Source organism: Phenylobacterium sp. (assembly GCF_030681155.1).
Classification (GTDB): domain Bacteria; phylum Pseudomonadota; class Alphaproteobacteria; order Caulobacterales; family Caulobacteraceae; genus Phenylobacterium.
Genome location: NZ_JAUXXE010000078.1, coordinates 100,999 through 122,500 on the forward strand (window position 1 = coordinate 100,999; position 21,502 = coordinate 122,500).

The 21,502-nt window shown below is 64.8% G+C and carries 23 protein-coding genes; 9 read left to right on the top strand and 14 right to left on the bottom strand.

Features of this window, described 5'->3' with window-relative positions:
* Positions 1 to 40 precede the first annotated feature (40 nt).
* A complete protein-coding gene (locus Q8M13_RS20450) occupies positions 41 to 310 on the top strand; it encodes a hypothetical protein (protein ID WP_305302113.1) in 270 nt (89 codons plus the stop codon).
* A gap of 373 nt (positions 311 to 683) precedes the next feature.
* On the opposite strand, the gene Q8M13_RS20455 is transcribed toward Q8M13_RS20450, so the two are convergent.
* Complete coding sequence (locus tag Q8M13_RS20455) at positions 684 to 1,220, bottom strand: pyridoxamine 5'-phosphate oxidase family protein (protein WP_305302114.1); 537 nt, start codon at positions 1,218 to 1,220, stop codon at positions 684 to 686.
* Positions 1,221 to 1,339: 119 nt separating this feature from the next.
* Entirely contained in the window at positions 1,340 to 1,888 is a 549-nt protein-coding gene (locus Q8M13_RS20460; protein ID WP_305302115.1) for a hypothetical protein, read from the bottom strand.
* Positions 1,889 to 2,121: 233 nt separating this feature from the next.
* On the opposite strand from Q8M13_RS20460, the gene Q8M13_RS20465 reads away from it, so the two are divergent.
* Entirely contained in the window at positions 2,122 to 2,838 is a 717-nt protein-coding gene (locus Q8M13_RS20465; RefSeq protein WP_305302116.1) for a 2'-5' RNA ligase family protein, read from the top strand.
* Positions 2,839 to 3,052: 214 nt separating this feature from the next.
* Positions 3,053 to 3,766 (top strand): sensor histidine kinase, encoded by a 714-nt coding sequence (locus tag Q8M13_RS20470; protein WP_305302117.1) that lies wholly within the window; start codon positions 3,053 to 3,055, stop codon positions 3,764 to 3,766.
* Here the strand turns inward: Q8M13_RS20470 and Q8M13_RS20475 are convergent.
* Complete coding sequence (locus Q8M13_RS20475) at positions 3,763 to 4,254, bottom strand: c-type cytochrome (RefSeq protein WP_305302118.1); 492 nt, start codon at positions 4,252 to 4,254, stop codon at positions 3,763 to 3,765. The two genes, Q8M13_RS20470 and Q8M13_RS20475, sit on opposite strands and share 4 nt — an antisense overlap.
* Before the next feature lie 202 nt (positions 4,255 to 4,456).
* Here Q8M13_RS20475 and Q8M13_RS20480 point away from each other — a divergent pair, with 202 nt between their 5' ends.
* A complete protein-coding gene (locus tag Q8M13_RS20480) occupies positions 4,457 to 5,158 on the top strand; it encodes a VIT family protein (RefSeq protein WP_305302119.1) in 702 nt (233 codons plus the stop codon).
* A gap of 155 nt (positions 5,159 to 5,313) precedes the next feature.
* The gene (locus tag Q8M13_RS20485; protein WP_305302120.1) at positions 5,314 to 5,559 is read left to right on the top strand and encodes a biotin attachment protein; all 246 of its coding nucleotides are present in this window, start codon (positions 5,314 to 5,316) and stop codon (positions 5,557 to 5,559) included.
* A 604-nt stretch (positions 5,560 to 6,163) separates the two neighbouring features.
* Here the strand turns inward: Q8M13_RS20485 and nhaA are convergent.
* From nhaA to Q8M13_RS20520, 7 genes are all read right to left on the bottom strand, one after another.
* Positions 6,164 to 7,354 (bottom strand): Na+/H+ antiporter NhaA, encoded by a 1,191-nt coding sequence (nhaA, locus tag Q8M13_RS20490; protein ID WP_305302121.1) that lies wholly within the window; start codon positions 7,352 to 7,354, stop codon positions 6,164 to 6,166.
* Between the two features lie 325 nt (positions 7,355 to 7,679).
* A complete protein-coding gene (locus Q8M13_RS20495; protein ID WP_305302122.1) occupies positions 7,680 to 8,144 on the bottom strand; it encodes a copper chaperone PCu(A)C in 465 nt (154 codons plus the stop codon).
* A 54-nt stretch (positions 8,145 to 8,198) separates the two neighbouring features.
* Positions 8,199 to 10,244: a TonB-dependent receptor gene (locus Q8M13_RS20500; RefSeq protein WP_305302123.1), complete on the bottom strand. Its 2,046-nt coding sequence runs from the start codon at positions 10,242 to 10,244 to the stop codon at positions 8,199 to 8,201.
* A 552-nt stretch (positions 10,245 to 10,796) separates the two neighbouring features.
* Complete coding sequence (locus Q8M13_RS20505) at positions 10,797 to 12,149, bottom strand: PepSY domain-containing protein (RefSeq protein ID WP_305302124.1); 1,353 nt, start codon at positions 12,147 to 12,149, stop codon at positions 10,797 to 10,799.
* Positions 12,150 to 12,154: 5 nt separating this feature from the next.
* The gene (locus Q8M13_RS20510) at positions 12,155 to 12,646 is read right to left on the bottom strand and encodes a TonB-dependent receptor domain-containing protein (protein WP_305302125.1); all 492 of its coding nucleotides are present in this window, start codon (positions 12,644 to 12,646) and stop codon (positions 12,155 to 12,157) included.
* Between the two features lie 109 nt (positions 12,647 to 12,755).
* Positions 12,756 to 13,130, bottom strand: coding sequence for a hypothetical protein (locus tag Q8M13_RS20515; RefSeq protein WP_305302126.1), 375 nt, complete (start codon positions 13,128 to 13,130; stop codon positions 12,756 to 12,758).
* A 220-nt stretch (positions 13,131 to 13,350) separates the two neighbouring features.
* Positions 13,351 to 14,730, bottom strand: coding sequence for a murein L,D-transpeptidase (locus Q8M13_RS20520; RefSeq protein ID WP_305302127.1), 1,380 nt, complete (start codon positions 14,728 to 14,730; stop codon positions 13,351 to 13,353).
* A gap of 235 nt (positions 14,731 to 14,965) precedes the next feature.
* Between Q8M13_RS20520 and Q8M13_RS20525 the strand changes: the two genes are divergently transcribed.
* Positions 14,966 to 15,922 carry a D-alanyl-D-alanine carboxypeptidase family protein gene (locus Q8M13_RS20525; protein ID WP_305302128.1) on the top strand — a complete coding sequence of 319 codons (957 nt, stop codon included), beginning with the start codon at positions 14,966 to 14,968 and terminating at the stop codon, positions 15,920 to 15,922.
* A gap of 432 nt (positions 15,923 to 16,354) precedes the next feature.
* A complete protein-coding gene (gene dusA, locus Q8M13_RS20530; RefSeq protein ID WP_305302129.1) occupies positions 16,355 to 17,383 on the top strand; it encodes a tRNA dihydrouridine(20/20a) synthase DusA in 1,029 nt (342 codons plus the stop codon).
* Here the strand turns inward: dusA and Q8M13_RS20535 are convergent.
* From Q8M13_RS20535 to Q8M13_RS20545, 3 genes are all read right to left on the bottom strand, one after another.
* Positions 17,327 to 17,833 carry a TIGR02281 family clan AA aspartic protease gene (locus tag Q8M13_RS20535; RefSeq protein ID WP_305302130.1) on the bottom strand — a complete coding sequence of 169 codons (507 nt, stop codon included), beginning with the start codon at positions 17,831 to 17,833 and terminating at the stop codon, positions 17,327 to 17,329. The genes dusA and Q8M13_RS20535 overlap by 57 nt on opposite strands.
* A 130-nt stretch (positions 17,834 to 17,963) precedes the next feature.
* A complete protein-coding gene (locus Q8M13_RS20540; protein ID WP_305302131.1) occupies positions 17,964 to 18,182 on the bottom strand; it encodes a DUF1289 domain-containing protein in 219 nt (72 codons plus the stop codon).
* Between the two features lie 2 nt (positions 18,183 to 18,184).
* Positions 18,185 to 18,607 carry a PaaI family thioesterase gene (locus Q8M13_RS20545; protein WP_305302132.1) on the bottom strand — a complete coding sequence of 141 codons (423 nt, stop codon included), beginning with the start codon at positions 18,605 to 18,607 and terminating at the stop codon, positions 18,185 to 18,187.
* Between the two features lie 172 nt (positions 18,608 to 18,779).
* On the opposite strand from Q8M13_RS20545, the gene Q8M13_RS20550 reads away from it, so the two are divergent.
* A complete protein-coding gene (locus tag Q8M13_RS20550; RefSeq protein ID WP_305302133.1) occupies positions 18,780 to 19,103 on the top strand; it encodes a hypothetical protein in 324 nt (107 codons plus the stop codon).
* 157 nt (positions 19,104 to 19,260) lie between these two features.
* Positions 19,261 to 20,715, top strand: a complete 1,455-nt coding sequence (locus tag Q8M13_RS20555; protein WP_305302134.1) for a phospholipase D-like domain-containing protein — start codon at positions 19,261 to 19,263, stop codon at positions 20,713 to 20,715.
* On the opposite strand, the gene Q8M13_RS20560 is transcribed toward Q8M13_RS20555, so the two are convergent.
* A complete protein-coding gene (locus Q8M13_RS20560; protein WP_305302135.1) occupies positions 20,702 to 21,433 on the bottom strand; it encodes an endonuclease/exonuclease/phosphatase family protein in 732 nt (243 codons plus the stop codon). The two genes, Q8M13_RS20555 and Q8M13_RS20560, sit on opposite strands and share 14 nt — an antisense overlap.
* Positions 21,434 to 21,502: the final 69 nt, after the last annotated feature.

Below are 21,502 nucleotides of genomic sequence, written 5' to 3' on the forward strand. Positions count from 1 at the left end.
TGTGCGCCTCGTACGATATCAACCCGGTGAAAATTGCTTCGTGACAATATGGGGGGATCGGGAGCGGGCTCACGCCGAGAAAGATCTCCTCCATGAGATCGTCCGCCAAGCGGAACGGGAGATCGCCGACAGTCATCTCGAAGGCCTCTTCATCGTGGCGCCAGCGAGCGAGATCGAAGATCTTCGAGAGCACATGGAACGGGGCCTGATCGTGGTCGGCGGTGTTGTCGATGACCGGGTTAATCCGTCCGACGCCGATCTTGCAGATGTCCTAACCCAAGCGCTCCGAGCGCCCTCGCCAGAGCGATGACCCCACGGAGACTTCGTGAAACGCGCCCGAGCGCGCGATCTGTCAAGTTTGAGGTGATAGGCACATGAAGGTCAATTCAAAGGGCAGCCAACGTCGCCAACCGCCCCAAGGGACTTCGGCGGCCCGGCTACTTCTTGGTGCGACGATGGTGATCGCTGGATCTGCGGCGCTCTGCGGCCTGGTATGGATTGGAAACAGCCATGATCGGCTGGCCCAACGCTTGATGTTCGATCTGGGGCTGGCGGTGACCGGGCTGATCTCCGCGGGCGCACAGGTGCTCATCCTAATAGGGGCTTGGTTGATGTGGAGGTCTTGGCGCCAGCGGTGACCATGAAGTCCATTGGTCGTTCGAACCGCCGCGTGACGAGTAAGCCTAGTGGGAGGTTTCGGGCGGGAGGCGTTCGATCCGCCAGTCCTCCACGGCCCGCACGAGTTCGCGCTGACCTGGGGGGGCAGTGTAGTCGATCACAGAGATGAGCGATGGGCGCGCTTCCATCACAGCGATCAACACCGAGCTTGGGTGGGGTCGAAAGCCTGCCGTTCTCGAGATGCGGAAAATCTCCTGATTGATCTCCTGGATGTGGGCAGGATCACTGACCTCAGTGGCCCGCGCCGCCATCGACAGCCCGCGCACAGCACCATTCGCTAACAAGCCTCCGCCAAGCGCAATGGAGACACGCGAGTCTCGGGTGATGTTTTCAAATTTCTGGCTATCGCGAGCGACTACGAAATAGAGCGCCCGGCCAAGGCGAAGGTAGTTGACCAGTGTGGCGTGGGGCCACCCGTCGCTTCGGACGGTCGCGACGCACATGACATGGTTCTCATCGAGTATCTCAAGAATGAGGTCGCGTAGGCCCGCCTCGTCGAGCGGGGCGGCGCTGGCGGGATGCTCTTGCCTCGTCGTGGGCATTCTCTTCTCCATCAATCTGACGGTTGAATTGGTCGGTCATAGACCCCGCGGACTTGGCGTACTTATGAACGGCTGGCGGTCGCCGACGGTTCGTCGGCGTCGCTGATTCCACCGATGCGCTACTTCTTCTCAGACTGCTTTTTGATATTGTCTTCGAGCGCGGCGAGGGCCCGCTTTGCCGCCGTAGCCGCGTCATGAGCCGCGGTTTGAGCAGCTTGCAGAGCCTTGTGGGTGGCCGCGCGGTCGTTCGCCGCGGCGGCGTTGGCGGCGTCGGCGGCGTCTCGCGAGGCCACTCGGGCGGCCTCGGCCGAGCGTTCAAACAGCGCGCGATTTTCAGACGACGCTTCGTGGAAGGCGATCTGAACATCCTTTGCCGCGGCCTTGGCGGCTTCGGAGGCTTGTTGGGCCGCTTCACGAGACGTCTCGGCGGTCTTGCGTGAGCTGTCGCGCAACGCCGCCTCGGCCTTCGCAACGGCCGCCTCGGCGGCGCGCACAGAGGCGCGAGCACTTTCGAGTGCGCGTTCCCCCTGCGCTCGGGCTTGGTCGTCGAGATCGCGCGGCTTGGCTGTGGTGTGATCGGCAGGCTTGGCCGGCTGAATCTCGGCCGCAGCTGCGCCCGCCATCGCAAAAGCTAGGGCTGAGGCTGTCAGGAGGTGGCGAATGATCATTAGTCGTCTCCGCTGAGGTGGAGCCGCCATCTTCGAAGGTGCAGCGCCGCCTGCCTTGCGCGCGATCAAATCTCTGAGTGCTGTGGGGACGCCAGGCGCCGTTATCACGACCGCGCGGAAGGGGGGAACCGACCCCACCTTCTCCAGATCTATTCCATCGGTCGCCTGCGGGTTCTTGCTGATTGCGGCGCGCCCGCACCCGACGTCCTCCTGTCGAGGGTCAGGAGGAATACATGCGAGTGCTGGCCGCATTGGCCATTGTCGTCGTGATGGCCCTGATGGGAGAGATCAAACCGGTGAGCGCGGCCGAGCAAATTCCGGTGACGGCTATCGATGTTCTGATCGTGCCGGACGCGGCCATGGTGGTCCATGCTCAGGCCAGTAACGCCCGGTTGCTCAAGGCCTACCCTGCCGGCTTCAAACTGGACGAGGCGCATCAGCCACACATCACGCTGATCCAGCGGTTCGTCCGCACCGACCAACTTGACAACGTCTATGCGGCCGTTGGGCGGGTGTTGGCGCGGACGGAAGTCTCTGCCCTGAAGCTGGAAGCCATACGGAATTACTACACGCCGGGAGGCGAGACAGGCGTTGCTGGCATTCTGGTCAAGAATACTCCGGAACTGCAGAAGTTGCAGCAGGACATGATCGCGGCGGTCTCTCCGTTTACGGTCGAAACCGGGCCGGTTGGCGCCTTCACCGCCCCGCACGATAACCCGGCCGACGATAGGATGCTGATAGCCTACGTTGCGAGCTTTGCGCCGAAGCAGACCGGCGCAAATTTCAGTCCGCATGTGAGCACGGGCGTTGCGCCGACCGGCTACCTGAACGACATGATGGCGGAGGATTTTGAACCCTTCACCTTCTGGCCCGCCGGTGTAGCGATCTACCAGCTCGGGCCCTTCGGTACAGCGGCGAGGAAGCTCAAGGGGTGGGACCTGACGCGCTGAGGGCGCTCTTCCAAGGGCCGGGTCCGGCGGTGCTGAGTCAGCCTTAAGTCGGCCAACGGGTAGTCCACGCAATTTCAGCGGGTTAGCTGGGCGCGCGAGGTGGGGGCGACACGCAGATCGCCTTGATACTGATCAAGATCGATCGTTTCAGACCCACATAACATGCGCCATCCGGCTAGGCCGCGCCGTCGGTTCCGTCGGTGGGAGCATGTCCATGTCCAAAATCGTTCAGGCCGAAGGTCACTCGGGAACGTTCCAAGGTCCATCGCCGCTCCCCGGTGCGGAACGGTGCGACGGTTGCCGCCTGATCCAGGAAGCCGATCACCGGATCGCGAACCACCTGGCGATGCTGGCGGCGTTCGTAAGGCTGAAGGAACTCGAACTGGCGCGCGATCCAGCGGTCCCGTCATCTGAGGCGGTCCAGATACTTCTGGAGACCATTCGAACTCAGACCGACGCGGTGGCGCGTCTACATCGGTCGCTGGCGTTAAACGGCCGTCACGTCCTTTCGGATCTCGCTGAGCACCTTCATGCAACCTGTGCACCGCTCGCGTCCCTCCTTGCGGGCAGAGTCGAGGTGATCGAAGACTTTTCTCCGGGCTGCCAGGTGGCGCCCGATCAGGTCCTGCCGCTTACCCAGATCGTCTCGGAGGCTGTCACCAATGCGTTCAAGCACGCCTGTCCCATAGGGAGGTGCGGTAAGATCACAGTTCGGAGCCGTCGGGATGAATTGGGCGGCTTCACGGTCGAAATCGCCGATGATGGGCCCGGCCTGCCGCCGGGGCTTGATCTTGAGGTGGAGGGCGGATTGGGACTGCGATTGATGCGAGCGCTAAGCAAGCAACTCGGGGGACGCCTTGAGTTCCAATCCAGAAGTACCGGTGCGCTCGTTCGGCTCACGCTTTCAGCTGGCGGGCCCAAGCCTTAGGGAGTGGTCGCCTGTCCCGAGATTCGGGCCTTTCTCGGCGGTCCACGGTCATCAGCGCCGTGCCAAATCTGGGCGCGAATGGCTCCTGGGGTGGGGCCGTAGATCCAGATCTGGTCTGACAGGTCGGGAGCGCCAAGCAGCGGCGCTCCTTCGCCGGCTATCCCATGACAACTGGCGCATTGCTGTGAAAAGAGAGGAATGGCTCTTAGGACCGCAGCCTCGTCGGTTTCACGCCTTGAGAGCGCCAGGACATACTGGGTGAGGTCTTCAATCTGCATCGGGCTGAGAACCTGCTCATCCCCAAAGCTTGGCATTCGTGTTGGCCAAGACCATGAACTGCGCCACCCAATGAGTGCAGCCGCGGCGCCGTAGGCGAAGGCGCCCGCCAGGAGCCCGATCGTCACGCCAATGAAAATACGTCTCAGGGTCGGCGCCTCCAGGCCAGCTGGCAGATTGGCATGAATTTCATCACCTGCGTTGATCGACATCAAGGCGATCACCCCGGTTCGAATGCTGGTACAGCTTAACGTCCCGGCGTTACGTTGGCGGGGCCTTCACCCAAGATCGAATAGTCACTGCCGCCTCCAGGGAGGGGCTTCTCCCACCCTCGGATTCGTCTGCGATCGTTCTAGGCGCCCGCAGGGTGGCCTCTGAAGCGGCTCGGTTGAGAAATCTATGCAGGAGCGATGTATGAGCCGTCTGGGCCGCCACACTGAGCGCCATCTCGTGTCTCGTATCGGCTGGCTAAGGGCCGCTGTGCTGGGAGCCAATGACGGCTTGGTCTCCACCGCCAGCCTGATCGTCGGTGTCGCCGCCGCCGCGGCGAAGCCGAACGAGATTTTGGTGGCGGGCGTTGCTGGGATGGTGGCCGGCGCCATGTCCATGGCGGCCGGCGAGTATGTCTCGGTCAGCTCGCAGGCCGATACCGAACAGGCCGATCTCGCGCGCGAGACCGCCGAGCTGAAGGCCGATGAGCGCGCCGAACATCAAGAACTTGCTGATATCTATGTTCAACGAGGCGTCGATCGCGACACAGCCACCAAGGTGGCGGCCCAACTCATGGCCAAGGATGCGCTCGGCGCTCACGCCCGCGATGAACTTGGCATCTCGACGATCACGACGGCCCGGCCGATCCAGGCCGCGCTCACCTCGGCGCTAACCTTCACCACGGGAGCAGCCATGCCCTTAGCGGTGGCGGCGGTCGCGCCATCTCAATGGACGGTCCCGGCCGTCGCGGCCGCGTCGCTGATCTTTCTCGCAGCGCTTGGCCTCATAGGCGCCAAGGCCGGAGGGGCCGGCGTCTGGCGCGCCGCGGCGCGGGTGACGTTCTGGGGGGCGTTGGCTATGGCCGTGACGGCGGGGATCGGCCGTCTCGTCGGCGTGGCGGTCTAGACTCGAAACGAGGCGGGGCGGGGCGCTTGATTCTGGGTCTTTATAGTCATCAGATCGGTAGGCCGGGCGCCGACTTTGAGGTGTCGCAATTTGTGCGGGATCAACGCTCTCGCGTCGCGAGGGGGGCATTGTCGACCTTTGGAAGGGATTTCGCGATGGACATCCACGTCCCAGACACCCTGTGGGCTTTGAGCATGTTGCCCGTGGGCACGCTAGAATGCTGGTTGGTGGAGGATGGTGTGGTTGTGGCGCGTGGCGAGGCCTTGGCCAAGGTTCGGATCGAGGACGCTCTGCACGAAATTCTCGCGCCAGCCGCAGGCCGCCTCTCCATTGCTCTCCCGGCCAACTCGATCATCGAGCCAGGCGCGGTGTTGGGGGCTACGAGCCCTAGTGAAGCCTAGCGCCAACACCGCATGACGGCCCTCTGCGGCGCAGGCACAGCTGCCTGCCCCTGTTCGCAACCCTATGGGCGCCGACACGGCTCACGAGGCCTTGGGCCCTGCGCCATTCGTCTTGCCTGGACTGGCTCGCTGGCGGCGCATCACCAGGACGCCGTTGCGAATGACGACCAACCCCTGTCGCTCGCCGGCGACGGCGAGCGCATCGGCGGCGCGGTTCAGGGTCTCGGCGGAGAGACCGTGCGCCTCTGGTTCGCCCTTACGCCAGTGGCCGGCGCCGGGCCTTGCTCGCTCACGCCGCGGTCTTCGAACGGGTGAGCAAGTCAGCGCCGCTCGCGGGCGATCGATGGCGCGGCGCCCCCATTTCAGCGCTCCGGAGCTGCGACGACCTCGGAGGAGAACTTGGCGATTCTGAAGCCTTCGCCCTGGTCGAGGCCACGGCGGCCGCAGCCCCTGACCTGTAGAGGGACTGCTGAGGATCGCCGGCAGCTTCAATGCGCCAGCGTGAGATCAAACGATATCGGGGCCGGACGCCACGGACCAGCCCGGCGGTAACACTTCCGGTGGGGGCGAAGCCTCAGTGGAGTTGGCGCTGGGCTGACATTTTCTAGGCGCGTCGAGCGGCCGCGATCTGTTGTTCGTTTGGGGCGCTGCGTAGAAGTAGCCAGCCACCAAGCGCCGACAGCGTCGAGCCGAGCAGGACGCCGAGCTTGGTGGCGTCCTGGAGGTGGGGCGCATCAAAGGCCAGCAAGCCGATAAACAGGCTCATGGTGAAGCCCACACCGCACAGAACCGCCACCCCATAGAGTTGCCGCATGGTGGCGTTTGCGGGGCAGTCGGCCCATCCAAGTCGGATGACCAGCCAGGCTGAACCAAACACCCCGATCTGCTTGCCGATAAAGAGACCCGCGGCGACGCCGAGTGGGACGCGCGCAACGAGATCACCCAAGCTGACCCCGGTGAATGAAATGCCAGCGTTCGCAAAACCAAAAATCGGCACGACCAGGAACGCCACCCAGGGCTGAATGGCATGCTCAAGGAGGTGTAGCGGGGAGGTCGCGTCCTCAGGCGCTCCAGGCGTCGGCCTCAAGGGGATTGTGAGGGCCAGAGCCACGCCCGCCAGCGTGGCGTGGACGCCTGATTGCAGAACCAGCCACCACATGACCACGCCAACCAAAAGATAGGCGGGGAGCGCCCTGACTTTCATGCGGTTCATAGCGATCAGCAGCGCCAGCGCCGCGCCGGCGCCGCCGAGCGCCCAGAGCGCAATGTCGTCGGTATAGAAGAAGGCGATGATCAGCACGGCGCCGAGGTCGTCAATGATGGCGAGCGCCGTCAGAAACACCTTGAGGGACACCGGGACGCGGGACCCGAGCAAGGACAGAATGCCAAGAGCGAAGGCGATATCGGTGGCCGCGGGGATGGCCCAACCATGTGTCGTCGTCGGGTCGCCGCGTTGAACAGCGAGATAGACGATGGCCGGAGCGATCATGCCGCCCGCGGCGGCGATGCCGGGAAGGATTCGCCGCGACCAGGTTGATAGCTGTCCGTCCAGGACCTCGCGCTTGATCTCCAGGCCAACCAACAGGAAGAATGTGGCCATCAGGCCATCGTTGATCCAGTGCAAGACATCCAGGCCAGCGACCGGGGTATGGAGTGTTCTGAAATAGACGCTCGCCAACGGAGAGTTGGCGACGATGATCGCCACTATGGCGACGGCCATGAGGATCAAGCCGCCGGCGGCCTCGCTGACGAAAAAGCTGCGCAGCGCTGAGCGCGGTCGTGAATGGCTTGCCATCTATATCCTGAAGCTTGGGTGCGGTCGGTCTAGCAGTCGCACTTGGTCGCGTCATTGGGTTCCGAAACCCTGCCGTCAAACACCTCGTGATCTGGCTGGTCGCCCATGTGGCCGCGTCGAACCACGGGTGAGGCCAGACCCCGCCAGCCGTTCTCGTAACGGCGGTCAGCGCTACTGCGCGCTATTTGGACGGGGGGCTGGACGCAGCTTGGGTCTCCCGAATGCCGCCGCGGGTAGGCGCCTGGGCAGGGGCGCTCGTCGGGGGCCAGGCTCCAGTCTCGAACAGACTTCGAGCACGGCGACGTCTTTGAATGGCTTGACCGAGTCAATTGTCATGCGCCATGCCCTGGCCGTGAGGGATGGCCGGTAAGCGGACGGGCGCATTGATCGTTTGCGCCGGCGCCTTGGCGAACTTCAGGGTGAGCGGGACGCTCCCGTCTTCGGCCAGCTGCTGCTTCGGGGCGATGAGCATCAGATGCTCGGCGCCGGGCTTCAGTACGACCGGCGTCGATTTCGGCAGCGCCAGGCCGTCATCCAGCTTGCGCATCCGCATGACGCCGCCGGTCATGTCCATGGTGTGGACTTCGCCGCGTTCCGCGAGCGGCGTCTCGACGCCGACAAGGCGATCATCGGCGCTGGCCGTCAATGTCAGATAGCAGGCTGCAGCCAAGGCGCCTGCCGGCGTCGGGCGGCACCAGGCGTCGGTGACCGTCACAATCGTCTGCGTTTCAGACTTGGGGCTGCACGCCACCAGCAGGGCGAGCGAGAGCAGGGCGAGGATGGGCTTCATGGGAGAACTCCGGAGTTGAGGTGCGGCGAGCCCTTGGGCCCGCCGCGTTCAAGATCAAAACGAGACTGTGACGCCGCCGAAGACTGAGCGTCCATCACCGGGCCAGTAGGCGGCCGACGCGGGGGTCGCCTTGATCTGGGCCTGGACGTTCGAGATGTAGGCCTCGTCGGTCAGGTTCCGGATGTCCACGAACAGCGAGACCTTGTCGTTGAGGTTCCAGCCGCCGTTGAGGTTTAGGATCGCGTAGGACGGGCTCTTGGTCGTGTTCTCGAAGTCCACCCAGGCGCCGGCAACCGCCCATTCGACCGAGGGCGCCACGAACCAGCCGGCCTGGTGATCGTACCGAATCTCGGCGCGGTAGAAGTGCTCTGGCACGATGGGCAGGCGATTGTCGCGATACTGGACGTCGCCGTCGAAACGGAAGTCCGACCAGGTGTAGGTCTGGCGTAGCCGCACTTGCGGGGTGACTTTCCAGTCCAGCGCCGCTTCCAGCCCCTGGTGAATCGTCTTGTCGGCGTTGAACGTAGTGGCGGGGATGTTGGGGCCGGGCGTGTACTGCAGCATCTCGTTGTCGAGCTGCGCCCGATAGAGAGTGACATCCCAGGTCAGCGGCCCACGACGGCCGCGGGTTCCGATCTCCGCGGTCCAGGCTTCCTGAGCCTCGACTGGCGCAAATCCGTTGCCGGTCGGGGACATCGAGCCGTGGTTTGGCGGCTCGGCCGACTTGGTGAGGTTGGCGAACACCTGCGAGCCCTGTTCGTCTTCCCAGAGCAGGCCGATCCGTGGGGCGATCCAGTCGTAGTCCTTCGACGCCTTTAGATTGAAAGCGTTCGTCACGCCGGGGATGGCGAAGCTCTGATAGTCGCGGGTGGCGATCCCCCAACTGGCGCCGGCCACCAGGGCAAGATGGTCGCGGACGAACAGCCGGCCTTCGCCGAACACGTCGCTGGCTGTCGCATTCTGCAATGAGATCGACGTTGGCGCGCCGCGAGCGCCCTTCACGTTCACGTAGAAATTCGAGTCCAGGTCGCCCTTGCGCAGCCACACGCCCGCATAGCCGTCGGCCCGCATGCCCCCGATGGTTCCGTCCCAGTCCAGCCGTCCGAAGACGCCGTAGTTGCGGCTCTGCTGATCGATCACCTGGAAGACCGGGTGGTCGAGATCCTTCCAGATTGCGTAGGCGCCGCCCTCGAAGGCGAGATTGTCATTCAGTCGCCAATTGGTCCGCAGCGAGCCGCGCAGACCTCGTTGGTTGCGGCTCTGGTCATTGAGGACGTTGCCTGCAGCGGGCTGGCGCGGGTTTGCGTCGAACTGGGCGCGGGTCAGGGCGCCGGGGATCTCCTGGTTGATGTTCGAGCCGTTGAGGATCAGCCGGACTTCACGTTCCTCGCCGAAACTGCGGCCGATGTTCAGCGACCCGAACTGGATGTTCTGCTGGCTTTGCGGGCGCCAGCCCTGGCCGGTCTGGTTGGTGGCGGCGACGAAGACATCCCAGTCGCCGGTCTGCCGCGCGAGCGCGACGTGCTGACGAAGCAGCCCGAACGATCCGCCGTCGATCCGCACCCGGTTCTCGAGCCCGGCGTTGGCGCCGGTGGGCGTGACCATGTTGATCGCGCCGCCCAGTAGAGCGCCGCCGAAGCGCAGCGCGTTGCCGCCGCGGTAGACTTCCGTGTAGCGGGCCAGCAGCGGATCGACGATCTGGCTGTCGCCGTAACCGTCGGCTTCGTTGAGCGGCAAGCCATCCTGAGCAATCAGCAGGCCGCGGTTGTGATTGGCGTTGCCGATGCCAGAGCCGCGGATCGAGATGCGGATGTCGCCGCCCCACTTCTTCTGGGCGAAGACGCCGGGAGCGTCGCGCAGCATGTCGTCGAGGGCGATCGCAAAGCGCTGCTCGTAGGATTCCGCAGAGATCACCGAAACAGCGCCGGGCGTCTCGGAGAGGCGCTTGCGGGCGTTGGCGACCACCGCCGGATCTTCCGGGTTGGGTTGGGCGGTGACGATGACCGAGTCGACGGTCGTGGCCTGATCGTCGTCGGCGGCTGCTGTGAGCGGGAAGGCGAGCGAGAGCGCGGCCGTGGAGGCCAGCAGGAGAGACTTCATAAGCTTCTTGATCCTTGCGGCCGCGGCGATGCGCGGCCGAGAGCGTGCTGAGTAAAGGCGAATGGCGGCCATGGAGGCCGGGTCGTCAGATCAGCAGGCTGGGCGGACCTCGCGCTGGAAGCGGGGGCGCGGCGAGGCCACGACCGGGCGCCAGAGCGACAGGGGAAACTGGAGGGCTAGTGCGTGTGTAGGTGACGAACTCGACCCGAGTTACGTCGAGGAGATTTGGCGCGGGCGCGCCGAGAGCCTGGCCGGCGAAGACGCAGGGAGTATTGTGCGTCTCCCTGTCGGCCATTCCTGGGTCTTTCTCCCCGGGCAGCGCATCGCCAGGCGCAATCACCATCGCCCCCTGGCCCGTACAGAGCACAAGGGCGAACGGTAGATCGTTGATTGGCGCCGCCGTCATGAAGCCGGCGGGGATCAGTACCTTCAGGGCTATCGCGAGTGCGGCCAGTGTCAGGCAGACGCCGCGCAAGCCATGCGAGACGCATAGATCAGACCAAGGCGCAGAGGTGCTCCTAGCTGATCGGTTCCTGATGGCCGAGGCGCGCATCAAGCCGTCCTGGCAGCGCTTCTGAACGCAAGGCGGATCAAACCATCCATGCCCAAAAGGGCGATCAGCGAAGCCCCGACCAGCGGATAGATGATAGCGAGCGGCACGATCACGGCGGCCAAACCAATGTACGCGCCGCGTGTCAGCGGCCTCGGTGGAGCAGCCAGCCGCCCTTTCGGTCGACGTTTCCACCACATGACCAGCGCCGAAATCCCGAGCAGCCAGACGGCGATGCAGCCGGCCAGCATGACGAGCTTGTTGGCCAGTCCGTACTGCTGGCCCTGGTGAACGGCGATGCCCCATTCGATGGTCTTCGCGGCCGGGCCGAAGTCGTCATAGCCGATATCGGCAAGCACGCGTCCGTTGGTCTGGTCCAGGTAGATCGTCCGGGTGTCCTGCACCCTGTCGGGCATGTAGGACGCGGCCCAGGGCTTGCCTGGGGCTGCAGGGACCGACAGCGCATAGGGGCGCTTAAGGTCCGCGGCGTCGGCGCTCGCCACCGCCTCGTTCAGGTCGAGAACCCGGGTGCCAGTCATCGCGCCCATGTCATGGCCGGCGTGGATGTCGGTTTCCTGCAGGGCCCACGGGACTGCCGGCGGGGTCTTGTGATCCAGGTGTGAGCCTGGGCCGCCGGGGGCGGCAGGGCGGCCCCAGCCGGCCTCTGTCGTCATCCTGCGGACTTCCTTGCCCCACACCGCTGACCACGGCATGCCGGTGGCCGCCAGGAACACGATGATCGCGCCGGCAAAGATGCCGGTGACCGCGTGCAGGTCGCGCCAGAACACCCGTCTTGCCGGAGCGCCGCGCACGGAGACGATCCCGCCGGATTGGCCGCGAGGCCACCAGAGCACGACGCCGGTCGCCACCACCACGATCGCCCAGCCAGCGACGACCTCGATCAGCAGGTTGAAGACCGGGCCGGCGATGTCGAGGCTGTGCAGCCGTTTGATCAACTCCATGACCCCGCCGTCGGTAACGGTCCCGAGCACGCTGGCGTCGTGCGGGTTCACGAAGATAGCCTGGCGTAAGCCGCTCGGCGTTTCCACCACGAGCTTGGCGGTGTTGGTCGGTCCGACGGGGGTGACGAGTTGGACCAGCTTGCCGGAAGTGACGCTGAGCGCCGCATCGGCCCAGGCCTGCGGCGTGGTTGAAGTCGCGGCGGAGGGCACGCTCAGAAGACGCTTGTTGAGCGCCCCCTCGATCTCGGGCTTGAACAGATAGAGCCCACCGGTCAGCGCCATCAACATCAGCACCGGCATCACCAGCAGGCCGGCGTAAAAGTGCCAGCGCCAGAAGGCGCGATAGAGACCGCTCGCGGCGGTCTCAGGCCTGCGCACATCGGGGAGGGACATGGCCATCACCGCTTATGCCGCAGGCCGGGATAGACCGCGCGGCCCGTGCCGGGATTGAATATCTCGGCGTCAGGCGCTGCGACGCCGGCGATAGCCACGCTGGAGATGTAGCGCTCATCGGTCAGGTTGCGGCCTTCGAGATAGGCCGACCAACCCTGCTGCGTATCGAAGCCGACCTTCAGGTTCAGCAGCGCGTAAGAGTCGATCGTCAGGCTGTTGGCGTTGTCGGCGAAGTACTCGTCCGGCGACCACTCGACGCTCGTTCCGGCGTAGAATCCGCCCGGATGGCGGTAGCGCGCGTCGGGCCCCCAGCGGGACTGAACCACCACGCCCGGAACCCTCCCGAGTATGTCCTTGATCGTGCTCGTCGGATCGTTCTTGAAGGCGGTGTCGGGGATGACTTCGACAGCGCCTGGGACGCGTTCGATGGCGGCAGGGGCCGCTAGCGGGAGCACAGCGCCAACAACGGCGCTGGAAGCGAGTAGGAGAGACTTCATAACGGGTCCGTCGACGCAACTTTGGCGTCGTGTGCTGAGCTGATGAGCAGACGGCCGGCTTCTCAGCGCTAGGCGCGAGCCGGTTCGGCCTGGCATTCGCGCCAGGAGGTCAGATCAGCTGAGCAGGAGGTCCGCGGGCGGGAAGCGGTGGGCCGGAAACGCCGCGCCCCGGAGAGACGGCCTGCGTGGGCGCGGGCGCCACGGCGGCATAGGCTGCAAACTCGGCGCGTCCGATATCGCCGGCCGTCGTCGCTTCCGCGCCAACGCCATGTCCAGCGAACATGCAGGGCGCGTCGTGCTTGGCCTGGCCGCCCTGGTCGTGGTCACCATGCTTTGAGAGCGGCGCTCCAGGCTCGATGCTGATGACGCCTTGAGCCGTACAGAGCACGATGGGGATCGGCAGCTCATTTCGAGGCTGCGTCGAGACCATCATGCCGGCTGGAACCAGGACCTTCAGCGCGAGCGCCAGGGCCGCCAGCGTCAAGAAGACGTGGCGCCAAGCGTGTCCGAAGGCGGAATCTCGGCAGGTCACGGCCGCGCTGTTAGCTCAAGCAGATAGCGATGTCATGCGCGTTCGGCGTTGGTCGCCTCGCCGCAGTGTGCAAGAGCCCGCTACTCTCCTAGCCCGCGCTTCATCGTCAGGAAATGACGCCTGACGCGTGCCGAAGCGCTCCCCAAGACCCGGGCAGATGCGTCTCCGCAACTTATGGACCCACATCGGTGTCTGAAGCCCGGGTTTGGCGCTTCATCGGCGCCGGCATGCCAAGCGCCGTCGCCAGCCGTTCATCCCAGCCGTAGATGTCTGGTCGGAACGCGATCTCTCCCGAGCGAGCGACAAACGCGGTTTGGTACATCAAGCGAACCGGCATGGCCGTTTGCAATCTGACCGCGCCGGTCGATCCTTTCGCGAGTTTGGCGTCGAACTCAGACTGCAGGCCAGAGGCTGTTGCGAGCCCGCGCGCGTAGCCGACGGCGTCGCCAACGCGCACGCACCCGTGGCTCCCATGCCGCTCGTTGGCCGCAAATGCGGCCTTTGACGGGGTGTCGTGCAGATAGATTGCGTGCGGGTTTTGCATGTCAAACTTGACCCGCCCCAGCGAGGCCTTCGGGCCCGGCCGTTGGACGACCCGGCCCTCATCGACATACATGTCATGCTCGCGCAGATAGGCGCCGCCCTTGGGCAGGATCTCCCGCTCGGCGATGCCCTGCGGCACGTTCCAGGGCGGGTTCAGGATCAGGTCGCTGAATGATCCAGACAGATTGGGGGTCGCGGCGTCCGGCTTGCCGACGACCACCCGCCGAACGTCGATGATCTTTCCGTTTTCATAGGTCGTCATCACCGCTGCGGGGATATTGACGTCGATGCGCGTGGCGGGAGGCGTGCGTTTCAACCATCGCCGAACCTCCAGGTTCAGGGCAAGCTGACGCGCCCGGTCGGCGGGGCCGGCGTTCAGGATCGCGATCGTGTCGTCGCCGATGACGCCGTCGTCATTGACGCCCTGTTGGGTCTGAAAGCGTTTGATCGCCTCGACCACGGCCGGTTCATATCGGCCTTCGCTAGCCGGGGCCTCTTTCAAGTAGCGACCCGCGACGAGGGCTTCGACGATCTGCGGAATGCGCCGATCCTGATCGCCCGGCTTGATCGCCTCGCCAGACGGTATCGCGGCCGGTTGGCGCGAAGCGGCGTCTTTCAAGTATCCGAGATACCCCTTTGAAAGACGGTCGTATTCGGGATCGCTGGGAGGCAGGCTCTTGAGCCACGGCTCCAGATCGCCGGCGCTCAAAGCTGCTGCGAGCGTACGGTCCACATTCAGGTCGTTGCGCTCCAGCCCATAGACTTCGAAGATCTTGCTGGGGTCTATCAAGCCATGCGCCAGAGCGTCGCCATAGGCCATCGCGGCCTTCGTCAGGGCGATCTCGCGCCCTAGCGGGTCCTTGGCCGCCAAGCGAGCGACAAACGGCTTGGAGTCGATCGCGTGGCTATCCAGCGTCTTGAAGGCGTCCTGAAGCTGCGCTGCGCTCGACGGCGACCAGGCCGGCCGCCAATCCCTCGCAGCATAGAAGGCCCGAACACGCTCATCCATTTGCGAGCTTTTAAGGGACTGGGCCGACACCTCCTTGGGACGAACGAGGCTGTCGCCGCCTAGGGAGGTGAGGGGACCACAAGCTGCGATCAGGGAAATTACCAAGGCCGCAGGCGCAAGGCGGGCGGCGGGAAGCTGTACTTTCATCAAGGGGAGGTAACGCCGCAGATCTGATTTGGTGCGACACTATCGCCGTCGTCTTCTTTTCGCCGGCTCGCGCAGGCACAATGGCGCGATGTTCAGGACCTGCTCCATAGGTGCGGCGGTCATCATCCTGACGCTGTCGATCGGCGGCGGGACGCCGCCTGGCGCCGTAAGAGCGGCGGCCGCCGCTTCTATTTCCCAGTCTCGGAGTGACCCGATCAGCGATCTGCTGGAGGTTCCGGTCTCCACCTGCGATGCGGCGAGCGGGTTTGACGACGCCGCGCGCCGCAATGGCGACAGTGTGCGCACGATGAGCTGGTCGCCGTTTGGGCGCGCCGAAAAGGGATGGGCGATCTATGCGCCTCACGTAGCGCGCGCCATCGGCACGCACTGCGCCCCGGAAAGTACTGGCTTCGCCGCGGCCCTGGCGCGTTGGCAAGTCCGCCGCGGGTTTACGGGCGATGGGCGAACGGACGTTGCGACCCTGATGTCGATGAAGGGCGAATGGCAGGCGGCCCGTCCCTACGTCGCCCTTCGCGCCTCCGGTGTCTGCCCGGCGCCGCCGGCCTCGACAGGCCTGACGCGCTTGAGCGCCGAAGAAGGCTATCTGGGCAAGTCGGTCGAAGTGAGATCCGACGTCGCACGGGCCTATCGGCGGATGCTGATAGCGGCCAAGGCCGAATTGCCGGAGTTGGCTGAAGATCCCCAACTGCTCAGGGTTTTTTCAGGCTACCGAAGTCCGGCCTATGACGACGCGCGCTGCGCGCGCGACGGCAATTGCGGCGGCGTTGTCCGGGCCAAGTGTTCGGTCCACCGCACCGGGCAAGCCTTGGACCTCGTGGTCGGGGCCGCGCCCGGCTTCAGCGTCGACTCCAGCGCTGACGCCAACCGCCTGCATCAATCGCAGGGACGGGCCTATCGGTGGCTGCTCGCCAACGCCGAACGGTTCGGGTTTGTGAACTACAGCTTCGAACCCTGGCATTGGGAATGGATCGGCGACGGCGCCCGCCCGGACACTCCGCAAATGCAACAGGTCGCAAATCGCTAGCTGCGGCGGCGCGCCAGGGCCGGCTAGGAGCCGTCAACGCATCAGCGCGCCAACGCTCACCCAAACTAGAGGTCGCTCGCGTCGATGAAGATCGCCGTACAACCTTGCTCGCTAGATCAGCCTGGCGGCGTCGGACAATCTTTGGCGCGCTGCTCGGCCATCGCCATTCCTACGGTGACGGGACCTGCGCCTGCCACAGCTCTGGACCGTCCAAATTGGACCAGACGTTCGCGATCGACCTCCACCAGCTTCAGCTTGCCCAGGACGCGCCTGAGCATTTGAAGGGGCGCGCCAACGCCCGGATTTCTGCGTGCGGATGCAGGGCATGTTCGGGCGCGAATCCGGTGCAGTGAGTTAGCGAAAGGTGGCGAAATCCGTCGTAGAATGACGTAGAACCCGGCGTCTAACGGCTGGCCTAAGTCCTTAAGGTATATGAAAAAACAGACGAAATTTCAAGCATATAGACTGTCCGTTGCACCTATGATGGACTGGACAGACCGGCACTGCCGCGTCTTGCACCGGACGCTGTCGGCGCGGGCGTTGCTCTATACCGAAATGTTGACGACGGGCGCGATCCTGCACGGCGATCGCGAGCGGCTGCTGGCCTATGATCAAGTCGAGCATCCGGTGGCGTTGCAGCTTGGCGGCTCGGATCCGGCCGATCTGGTGGCCGCGGCCCGGATTGGCGAGGCCGAGGGCTATGACGAGATCAATCTCAATGTCGGCTGCCCGTCCGACCGGGTGCAGAGCGGGCGGTTCGGCGCCTGCCTGATGCGTGAGCCTGACCTGGTGGCCGAATGCATGGCCGCGATGGGCGCGGCGGTGAAGGTTCCTGTCACGGTCAAATGCCGGATCGGGGTGGACGACCAGGAGCCCGCCGAGAGCCTCTACCGGCTGGTCGATCTCTGCGCCGACGCCGGAGTCGGCAGTTTTGTGGTCCACGCCCGTAAGGCCTGGCTGAAGGGCTTGTCGCCCAAGGAAAACCGCGACGTGCCGCCGCTCGACTATCCGTTGGTGCATCGGCTGAAGCGCGAGCGGCCGAACTTGACGATCGTCATCAACGGCGGGATCGCCACGCTCGACGAGACCGAAGCTCAGTTGGAGCACGTGGATGGCGTCATGCTGGGCCGGGCCGCCTATCACGAGCCGGCTATCCTGGGGCAGGTCGACCGCCGGGTGTTCGGACAGGGTGAGGACATCGACGCGTTCCAGGCGGTCGAGCTCTATCGGCCCTACGTGATGGGCCAGCTGGCCAGGGGCGTGCATCTGGCGGCCATGACCCGGCACATGCTGGGCCTGTTCCACGGTCTGCCCGGCGCCCGGAGTTGGCGGCGGATTCTCACCGTCGAGGGTGTGAAAGCGGGGGCGGGGATTGAGGTCGTCGACGCGGCGCTGGCCGCTGTGTCAGGGGCGCAGAATGAGCGACGTCTGCGTCGCCTCGAAGCTGGCGAGGCGGCCTAGATAGCTCATCCCGAGCAGCGAGCTTTCCAGCCCGTCCTCAATCACCAGGGCGTCCACATTGTCCAGGCGCGCGCCGGCCACAGAAACTCGGCCAAGTTTGACAGCCGCGGCCCGCGTCTGACCCGACGCGGTGACGACCTTGGAAGTGTAGTCCAGCTTTTCGGTGGCGATGCCCAGGCGCCGGGCGTCGGCGAGGGTCAGGGCGACGGCGCTGGCGCCGGTGTCGACCAGGAAGCGGACGCGTGAACCGTTGACGTCGGCTTCGGCCCAATAGTGGCCGTCGCGGCCCTTGGCGATGGAGGCGGGCTGAGCCATCGAGGATTGCGGCGCGATCGCCACGGCGGCGCGCAGTTCTGGAGTCTGGTTGGCGTTCTTCAGGCTCGCCAGGGTCTGCCCAGCACCGACCGCCGACACCGCGCCCACCAGGGCCATCACCGCCAATTTCAGCATCTTGATACCTCGCCGTCTCGGCGGCCGGGATAGTGTCCGGTCGCGTTCGAGGAGGAAACTAGGCGTGTCCTATGTGTAAGCGGTGAATCAACAGCCTTGATGAAACCCTAACAAGCGCAACCGTTTAGGGTCAGAACATCGCCAGTTTCTCGGGGCTGATGCGTTCGCGGCGGCCTGCAAGTTCGGCCATGATCCGGGCTCGGTCATCGTCCGTCAGCTTCGCCCATCCGGCGACTTCGGAGAGCTGTCGGTAGCAGCCCATGCATAGGCCGCTCTCACCGTCGATGACGCAAACCTTGATGCAGGGCGTCTTGATCGGGGCAGGCGGGCGGCGGGGCTGATCGGTCATGGCTATGGGATAGCGTAGGTCACGGTGGCCTGCGCCGCCAGTCGATCCGAACTCTCGGTCCAGAGCCTGATGTCGCAGACGGCGTTGCGCCGGCCGAGCCGTAGCAACCGGCCCTCGGCGTGAACATCGCCGGGCTTGGCGCCGCGCAGGAAGTTCATCACCAGCGAACTGGTCACCGCCATCAATTCCTCGCCGACATGGCACAGCACCAGGGCGTAGGCGGTGGTGTCTGCGTGCCCCATCAGTGTCGGCCCGGAAACCAGGTTGCCAGGCCGCAGCATCCCCTGGCGATAGGGAAGGACGACGTGTACGCGGCCGGGTTCGGCCTCGGTGATCCTCGGGAACGCCTCCTCCGGAATTCCGGGGAAGGCGCCAAAAATCAAGGTGTTGACGCGGTCCGCATCGAGTTTGAGCTGTGGAAGCATGGCCGAGCTTTGCTGAGTGGGTGGATCATTACAAGATGTTTATGGTTCCTGAGTAACCAATGTCATCATTGCAGTATTTTAATGTTCGAATACTAATTGTTGCCGGTAATTCATTTGAGTGACGCCGTTTTCGCGAGCAGGTTCCCTCCATAAATTTCGAGGGAGTAACGCCATGAGACTGATCGCCATCGCATTCGCCGCCACGGGCTTGCTCGCCGCTGCGAGTTCCGCCACCGCCGCTGCCGCCGTCAGCGACGTAGAGTTCCTCAAGGCCAGCCGTTGCCGTGGGTTAGCCGATTCCGGCCTGACCCAGGTCGACACCGCCGCCATGGACGCCTTCATCAGAAACGAGCGCTCAGGCCGCGCGCCGTATGTGCTCGAGCGCAGCAAGGTCGAGTACGACAAGGCCAAGCGCGAAGCCAAGTCGGACAGCGGTGATCGCAAGGCCCGCTTGACCGCGGAACTGAGCGGTCCCTGCCAAGTCTACAAGGGCTGACTGCGCCAACCCCCGGTCCAGTGCCCTTGATCGCGCGCCCGGCTCCCCCCGGGCGCGCATTTTTATGCCTGGACGCGCAATGCGAGCGCTCGCGCGGAACCGACCTTGGCCGTAGGCTGTTTAAGTCTGGGTGTTGTAAGTGGGGCATTGGTCGGCAATGGATGTGTTGAGGCCGGGCGATACCTGCTGGCGAAAAGCGCGCGCCGCGCGCGCGGCGTTTCTGGTCGATACCGAGGCCTATTACACCGCTGTCTTCGAGGCGCTGCGCAATGCGCGTCGTTCGGTTTTCCTGCTGGGCTGGGGCTTTGATCCCAGGGCCCGTCTGTTTCCGGATGGCTTCGACGGTCCTGCCGACCCCGACGAGGTGGGGCGGATCCTGGTCGCGGTTTCGCGTGCGCGACCAGACCTGGAAATCCGGCTGCTGATCTGGAAATCGGCCCTGCCCATCGCGGCCAGCCAACAGTTCTTTCCCCACCGGGCGCGGGCCTGGTTCAAGGATACGAACGTGCAGTTCGTACTCGATGACCAGGTGCCGTTCGGCGCCTGCCACCATCAGAAGGTGCTGGTCATCGATGACACCCTGGCGTTCTGCGGTGGCGGCGACATCAGTGTCGATCGTTGGGATACGCCCGGCCATCTTGAGCACGACCCGCGCCGGATCATGCCCGACCAGCAACATCATCCGCCGCGCCACGAGGTGATGATGATGGTCGACGGGCAGGCGGCACAGGCGCTGGGCGATCTGGCCCGCGAGCGCTGGCGCCGCGCGACCCGTGAGGTGCTGCCCGCGCCGGCCACCGTGCCGGTCGATGACCCGTGGCCGGCCCATATTCCCGCCCAGCTCAAGGACGTCGATATTTCGCTCCAGCGCACCGAACCGGCTTGGGCCGGCCGTGAGGGGGTTGCGGAGATTCGCAAGCTGATGATCGCCTCGATCATGGAGGCTCGCTCGACGATATATCTGGAGAACCAGTACTTCACCTGCCCGCTGATCGCCGAGGCGGTCTCCCGGCGATTGGGGGAGCCGGGCGGCCCCGAAGTGGTGCTGATCTCCACCGGTCAGAGCCCCAGTTGGTTCGATCAGCTGACCATGGATCGGGCGCGATCGAACATGCTGTGGCGCCTGCGGGCCTCGGATGTCTTCGGACGCTTCCGAGCTTGGTATCCCACCACGCCGGGCGGGACGACGATCATCGTTCATTCGAAGGTCACCGTGATCGACAACCATTTGGCGCGTGTCGGGTCGGCGAACCTGAACAACCGCTCCGGCGGCTTCGACACTGAGGTCGAGCTGGGCGTCGAGGCCGGATGCGAGGCTGATGAGCGCGCAATCGGCGCGCTGCGTGATCGCCTGATCGGCCATTTCCTGGGCCACACCGGCGATGCGGTTTCCAAAGCCCGGCACGAGTGGGGCGGTTTGATTCCCGCGATCGACGCCCTCAACAGCGAGGGGCGGCTATCGCCAATCTTGCCGATGAAGCAGACGCCGCTCGGCGAGATAATCGCCACCTATCACCTCGGCGATCCCTACAACGTCACCGACTCCTGGCGCGCCTCGCGTCGGCGCGATCTGCTCTACCAGGAGAAGCACACGCGCTTCATGTCACACTGAAGTCCATCACCAGCGGCAGGTGATCTGAGGCAGTACGGGTCAGTTGGTCGAACGGCACGAAGACGTCCTCAACCTTAATCTCCGGGCTGACAAAGATGTGGTCGATGCGCAGCACCGGCAGGGTCGATGGGAAGGTCGAGGTCGCCGATTTCGTGGGCGCGAGCCGCCGGGCGGCCGCCAGCTTGGCGCAGAGCGTTCGATAGACCACCGAACTGCTGGTGGCGTTGAAGTCGCCCAACAGGATTGTCGGACCCTTACGCATGGGGTGGTCCAGCCACGAGGGGCCGGCCAGCCAGGCGGCCTGTAGCTGCTGTTCCTTAGGCACTAGCCCGAGGTGCGTATTGATCACCTGCACGGGCTTGCCCTCGATCTCGGCCGAGAGCCAGACCGCGCCGCGCGGCTCCAGCCGCGGAATGGCGGGATGGCCGGGCAGGGGACCGGTTTGGATCAGTCGCTCCGGATAGATCGTGAGGATGGCGTCGCCATAGAGTTCCTCTTCGACCCGCAGGGCGGGGTGGAAGTGGAAGGCCATCTTGAGGCGCCGCGCGATCTGGTGGGCCTGATCCACGCCGCCGGTGCGGGCGCGACCGACATCCAGTTCTTGCAAGGCGACGATGTCGGGCTTCAGCCGTGCGATCACCTCGGCGACGCGGCCGACGTCCAGACGCCGATCGGCGCCGACGCAGCGGTGGACATTGTAGGTAAGGATGCGGGGCATGTGGTCTTACGGATGCACGCCTCCTGCACGCGGCGCAACCGGTCCAACGCTGGCGCACGGCGAAGGTTC

What these genes read in the sequence shown, in the direction of transcription:
- Q8M13_RS20505 (WP_305302124.1), bottom strand. Translation starts at nt 12,149, where the DNA reads ATGTCCCTCCCCGATGTGCGCAGGCCTGAGACCGCCGCGAGCGGTCTC.
- Q8M13_RS20550 (WP_305302133.1), top strand. Translation starts at nt 18,780, where the DNA reads ATGAGACTGATCGCCATCGCATTCGCCGCCACGGGCTTGCTCGCCGCT.
- dusA (WP_305302129.1), top strand. Translation starts at nt 16,355, where the DNA reads ATGAAAAAACAGACGAAATTTCAAGCATATAGACTGTCCGTTGCACCT.
- Q8M13_RS20495 (WP_305302122.1), bottom strand. Translation starts at nt 8,144, where the DNA reads ATGAAGCCCATCCTCGCCCTGCTCTCGCTCGCCCTGCTGGTGGCGTGC.
- Q8M13_RS20470 (WP_305302117.1), top strand. Translation starts at nt 3,053, where the DNA reads ATGTCCAAAATCGTTCAGGCCGAAGGTCACTCGGGAACGTTCCAAGGT.
- Q8M13_RS20455 (WP_305302114.1), bottom strand. Translation starts at nt 1,220, where the DNA reads ATGCCCACGACGAGGCAAGAGCATCCCGCCAGCGCCGCCCCGCTCGAC.
- Q8M13_RS20555 (WP_305302134.1), top strand. Translation starts at nt 19,261, where the DNA reads ATGGATGTGTTGAGGCCGGGCGATACCTGCTGGCGAAAAGCGCGCGCC.
- Q8M13_RS20540 (WP_305302131.1), bottom strand. Translation starts at nt 18,182, where the DNA reads ATGACCGATCAGCCCCGCCGCCCGCCTGCCCCGATCAAGACGCCCTGC.
- Q8M13_RS20460 (WP_305302115.1), bottom strand. Translation starts at nt 1,888, where the DNA reads ATGATCATTCGCCACCTCCTGACAGCCTCAGCCCTAGCTTTTGCGATG.
- Q8M13_RS20465 (WP_305302116.1), top strand. Translation starts at nt 2,122, where the DNA reads ATGCGAGTGCTGGCCGCATTGGCCATTGTCGTCGTGATGGCCCTGATG.
- nhaA (WP_305302121.1), bottom strand. Translation starts at nt 7,354, where the DNA reads ATGGCAAGCCATTCACGACCGCGCTCAGCGCTGCGCAGCTTTTTCGTC.
- Q8M13_RS20475 (WP_305302118.1), bottom strand. Translation starts at nt 4,254, where the DNA reads ATGTCGATCAACGCAGGTGATGAAATTCATGCCAATCTGCCAGCTGGC.
- Q8M13_RS20510 (WP_305302125.1), bottom strand. Translation starts at nt 12,646, where the DNA reads ATGAAGTCTCTCCTACTCGCTTCCAGCGCCGTTGTTGGCGCTGTGCTC.
- Q8M13_RS20520 (WP_305302127.1), bottom strand. Translation starts at nt 14,730, where the DNA reads ATGGATGAGCGTGTTCGGGCCTTCTATGCTGCGAGGGATTGGCGGCCG.
- Q8M13_RS20545 (WP_305302132.1), bottom strand. Translation starts at nt 18,607, where the DNA reads ATGCTTCCACAGCTCAAACTCGATGCGGACCGCGTCAACACCTTGATT.
- Q8M13_RS20525 (WP_305302128.1), top strand. Translation starts at nt 14,966, where the DNA reads ATGTTCAGGACCTGCTCCATAGGTGCGGCGGTCATCATCCTGACGCTG.
- Q8M13_RS20535 (WP_305302130.1), bottom strand. Translation starts at nt 17,833, where the DNA reads ATGCTGAAATTGGCGGTGATGGCCCTGGTGGGCGCGGTGTCGGCGGTC.
- Q8M13_RS20480 (WP_305302119.1), top strand. Translation starts at nt 4,457, where the DNA reads ATGAGCCGTCTGGGCCGCCACACTGAGCGCCATCTCGTGTCTCGTATC.
- Q8M13_RS20485 (WP_305302120.1), top strand. Translation starts at nt 5,314, where the DNA reads ATGGACATCCACGTCCCAGACACCCTGTGGGCTTTGAGCATGTTGCCC.
- Q8M13_RS20560 (WP_305302135.1), bottom strand. Translation starts at nt 21,433, where the DNA reads ATGCCCCGCATCCTTACCTACAATGTCCACCGCTGCGTCGGCGCCGAT.
- Q8M13_RS20500 (WP_305302123.1), bottom strand. Translation starts at nt 10,244, where the DNA reads ATGAAGTCTCTCCTGCTGGCCTCCACGGCCGCGCTCTCGCTCGCCTTC.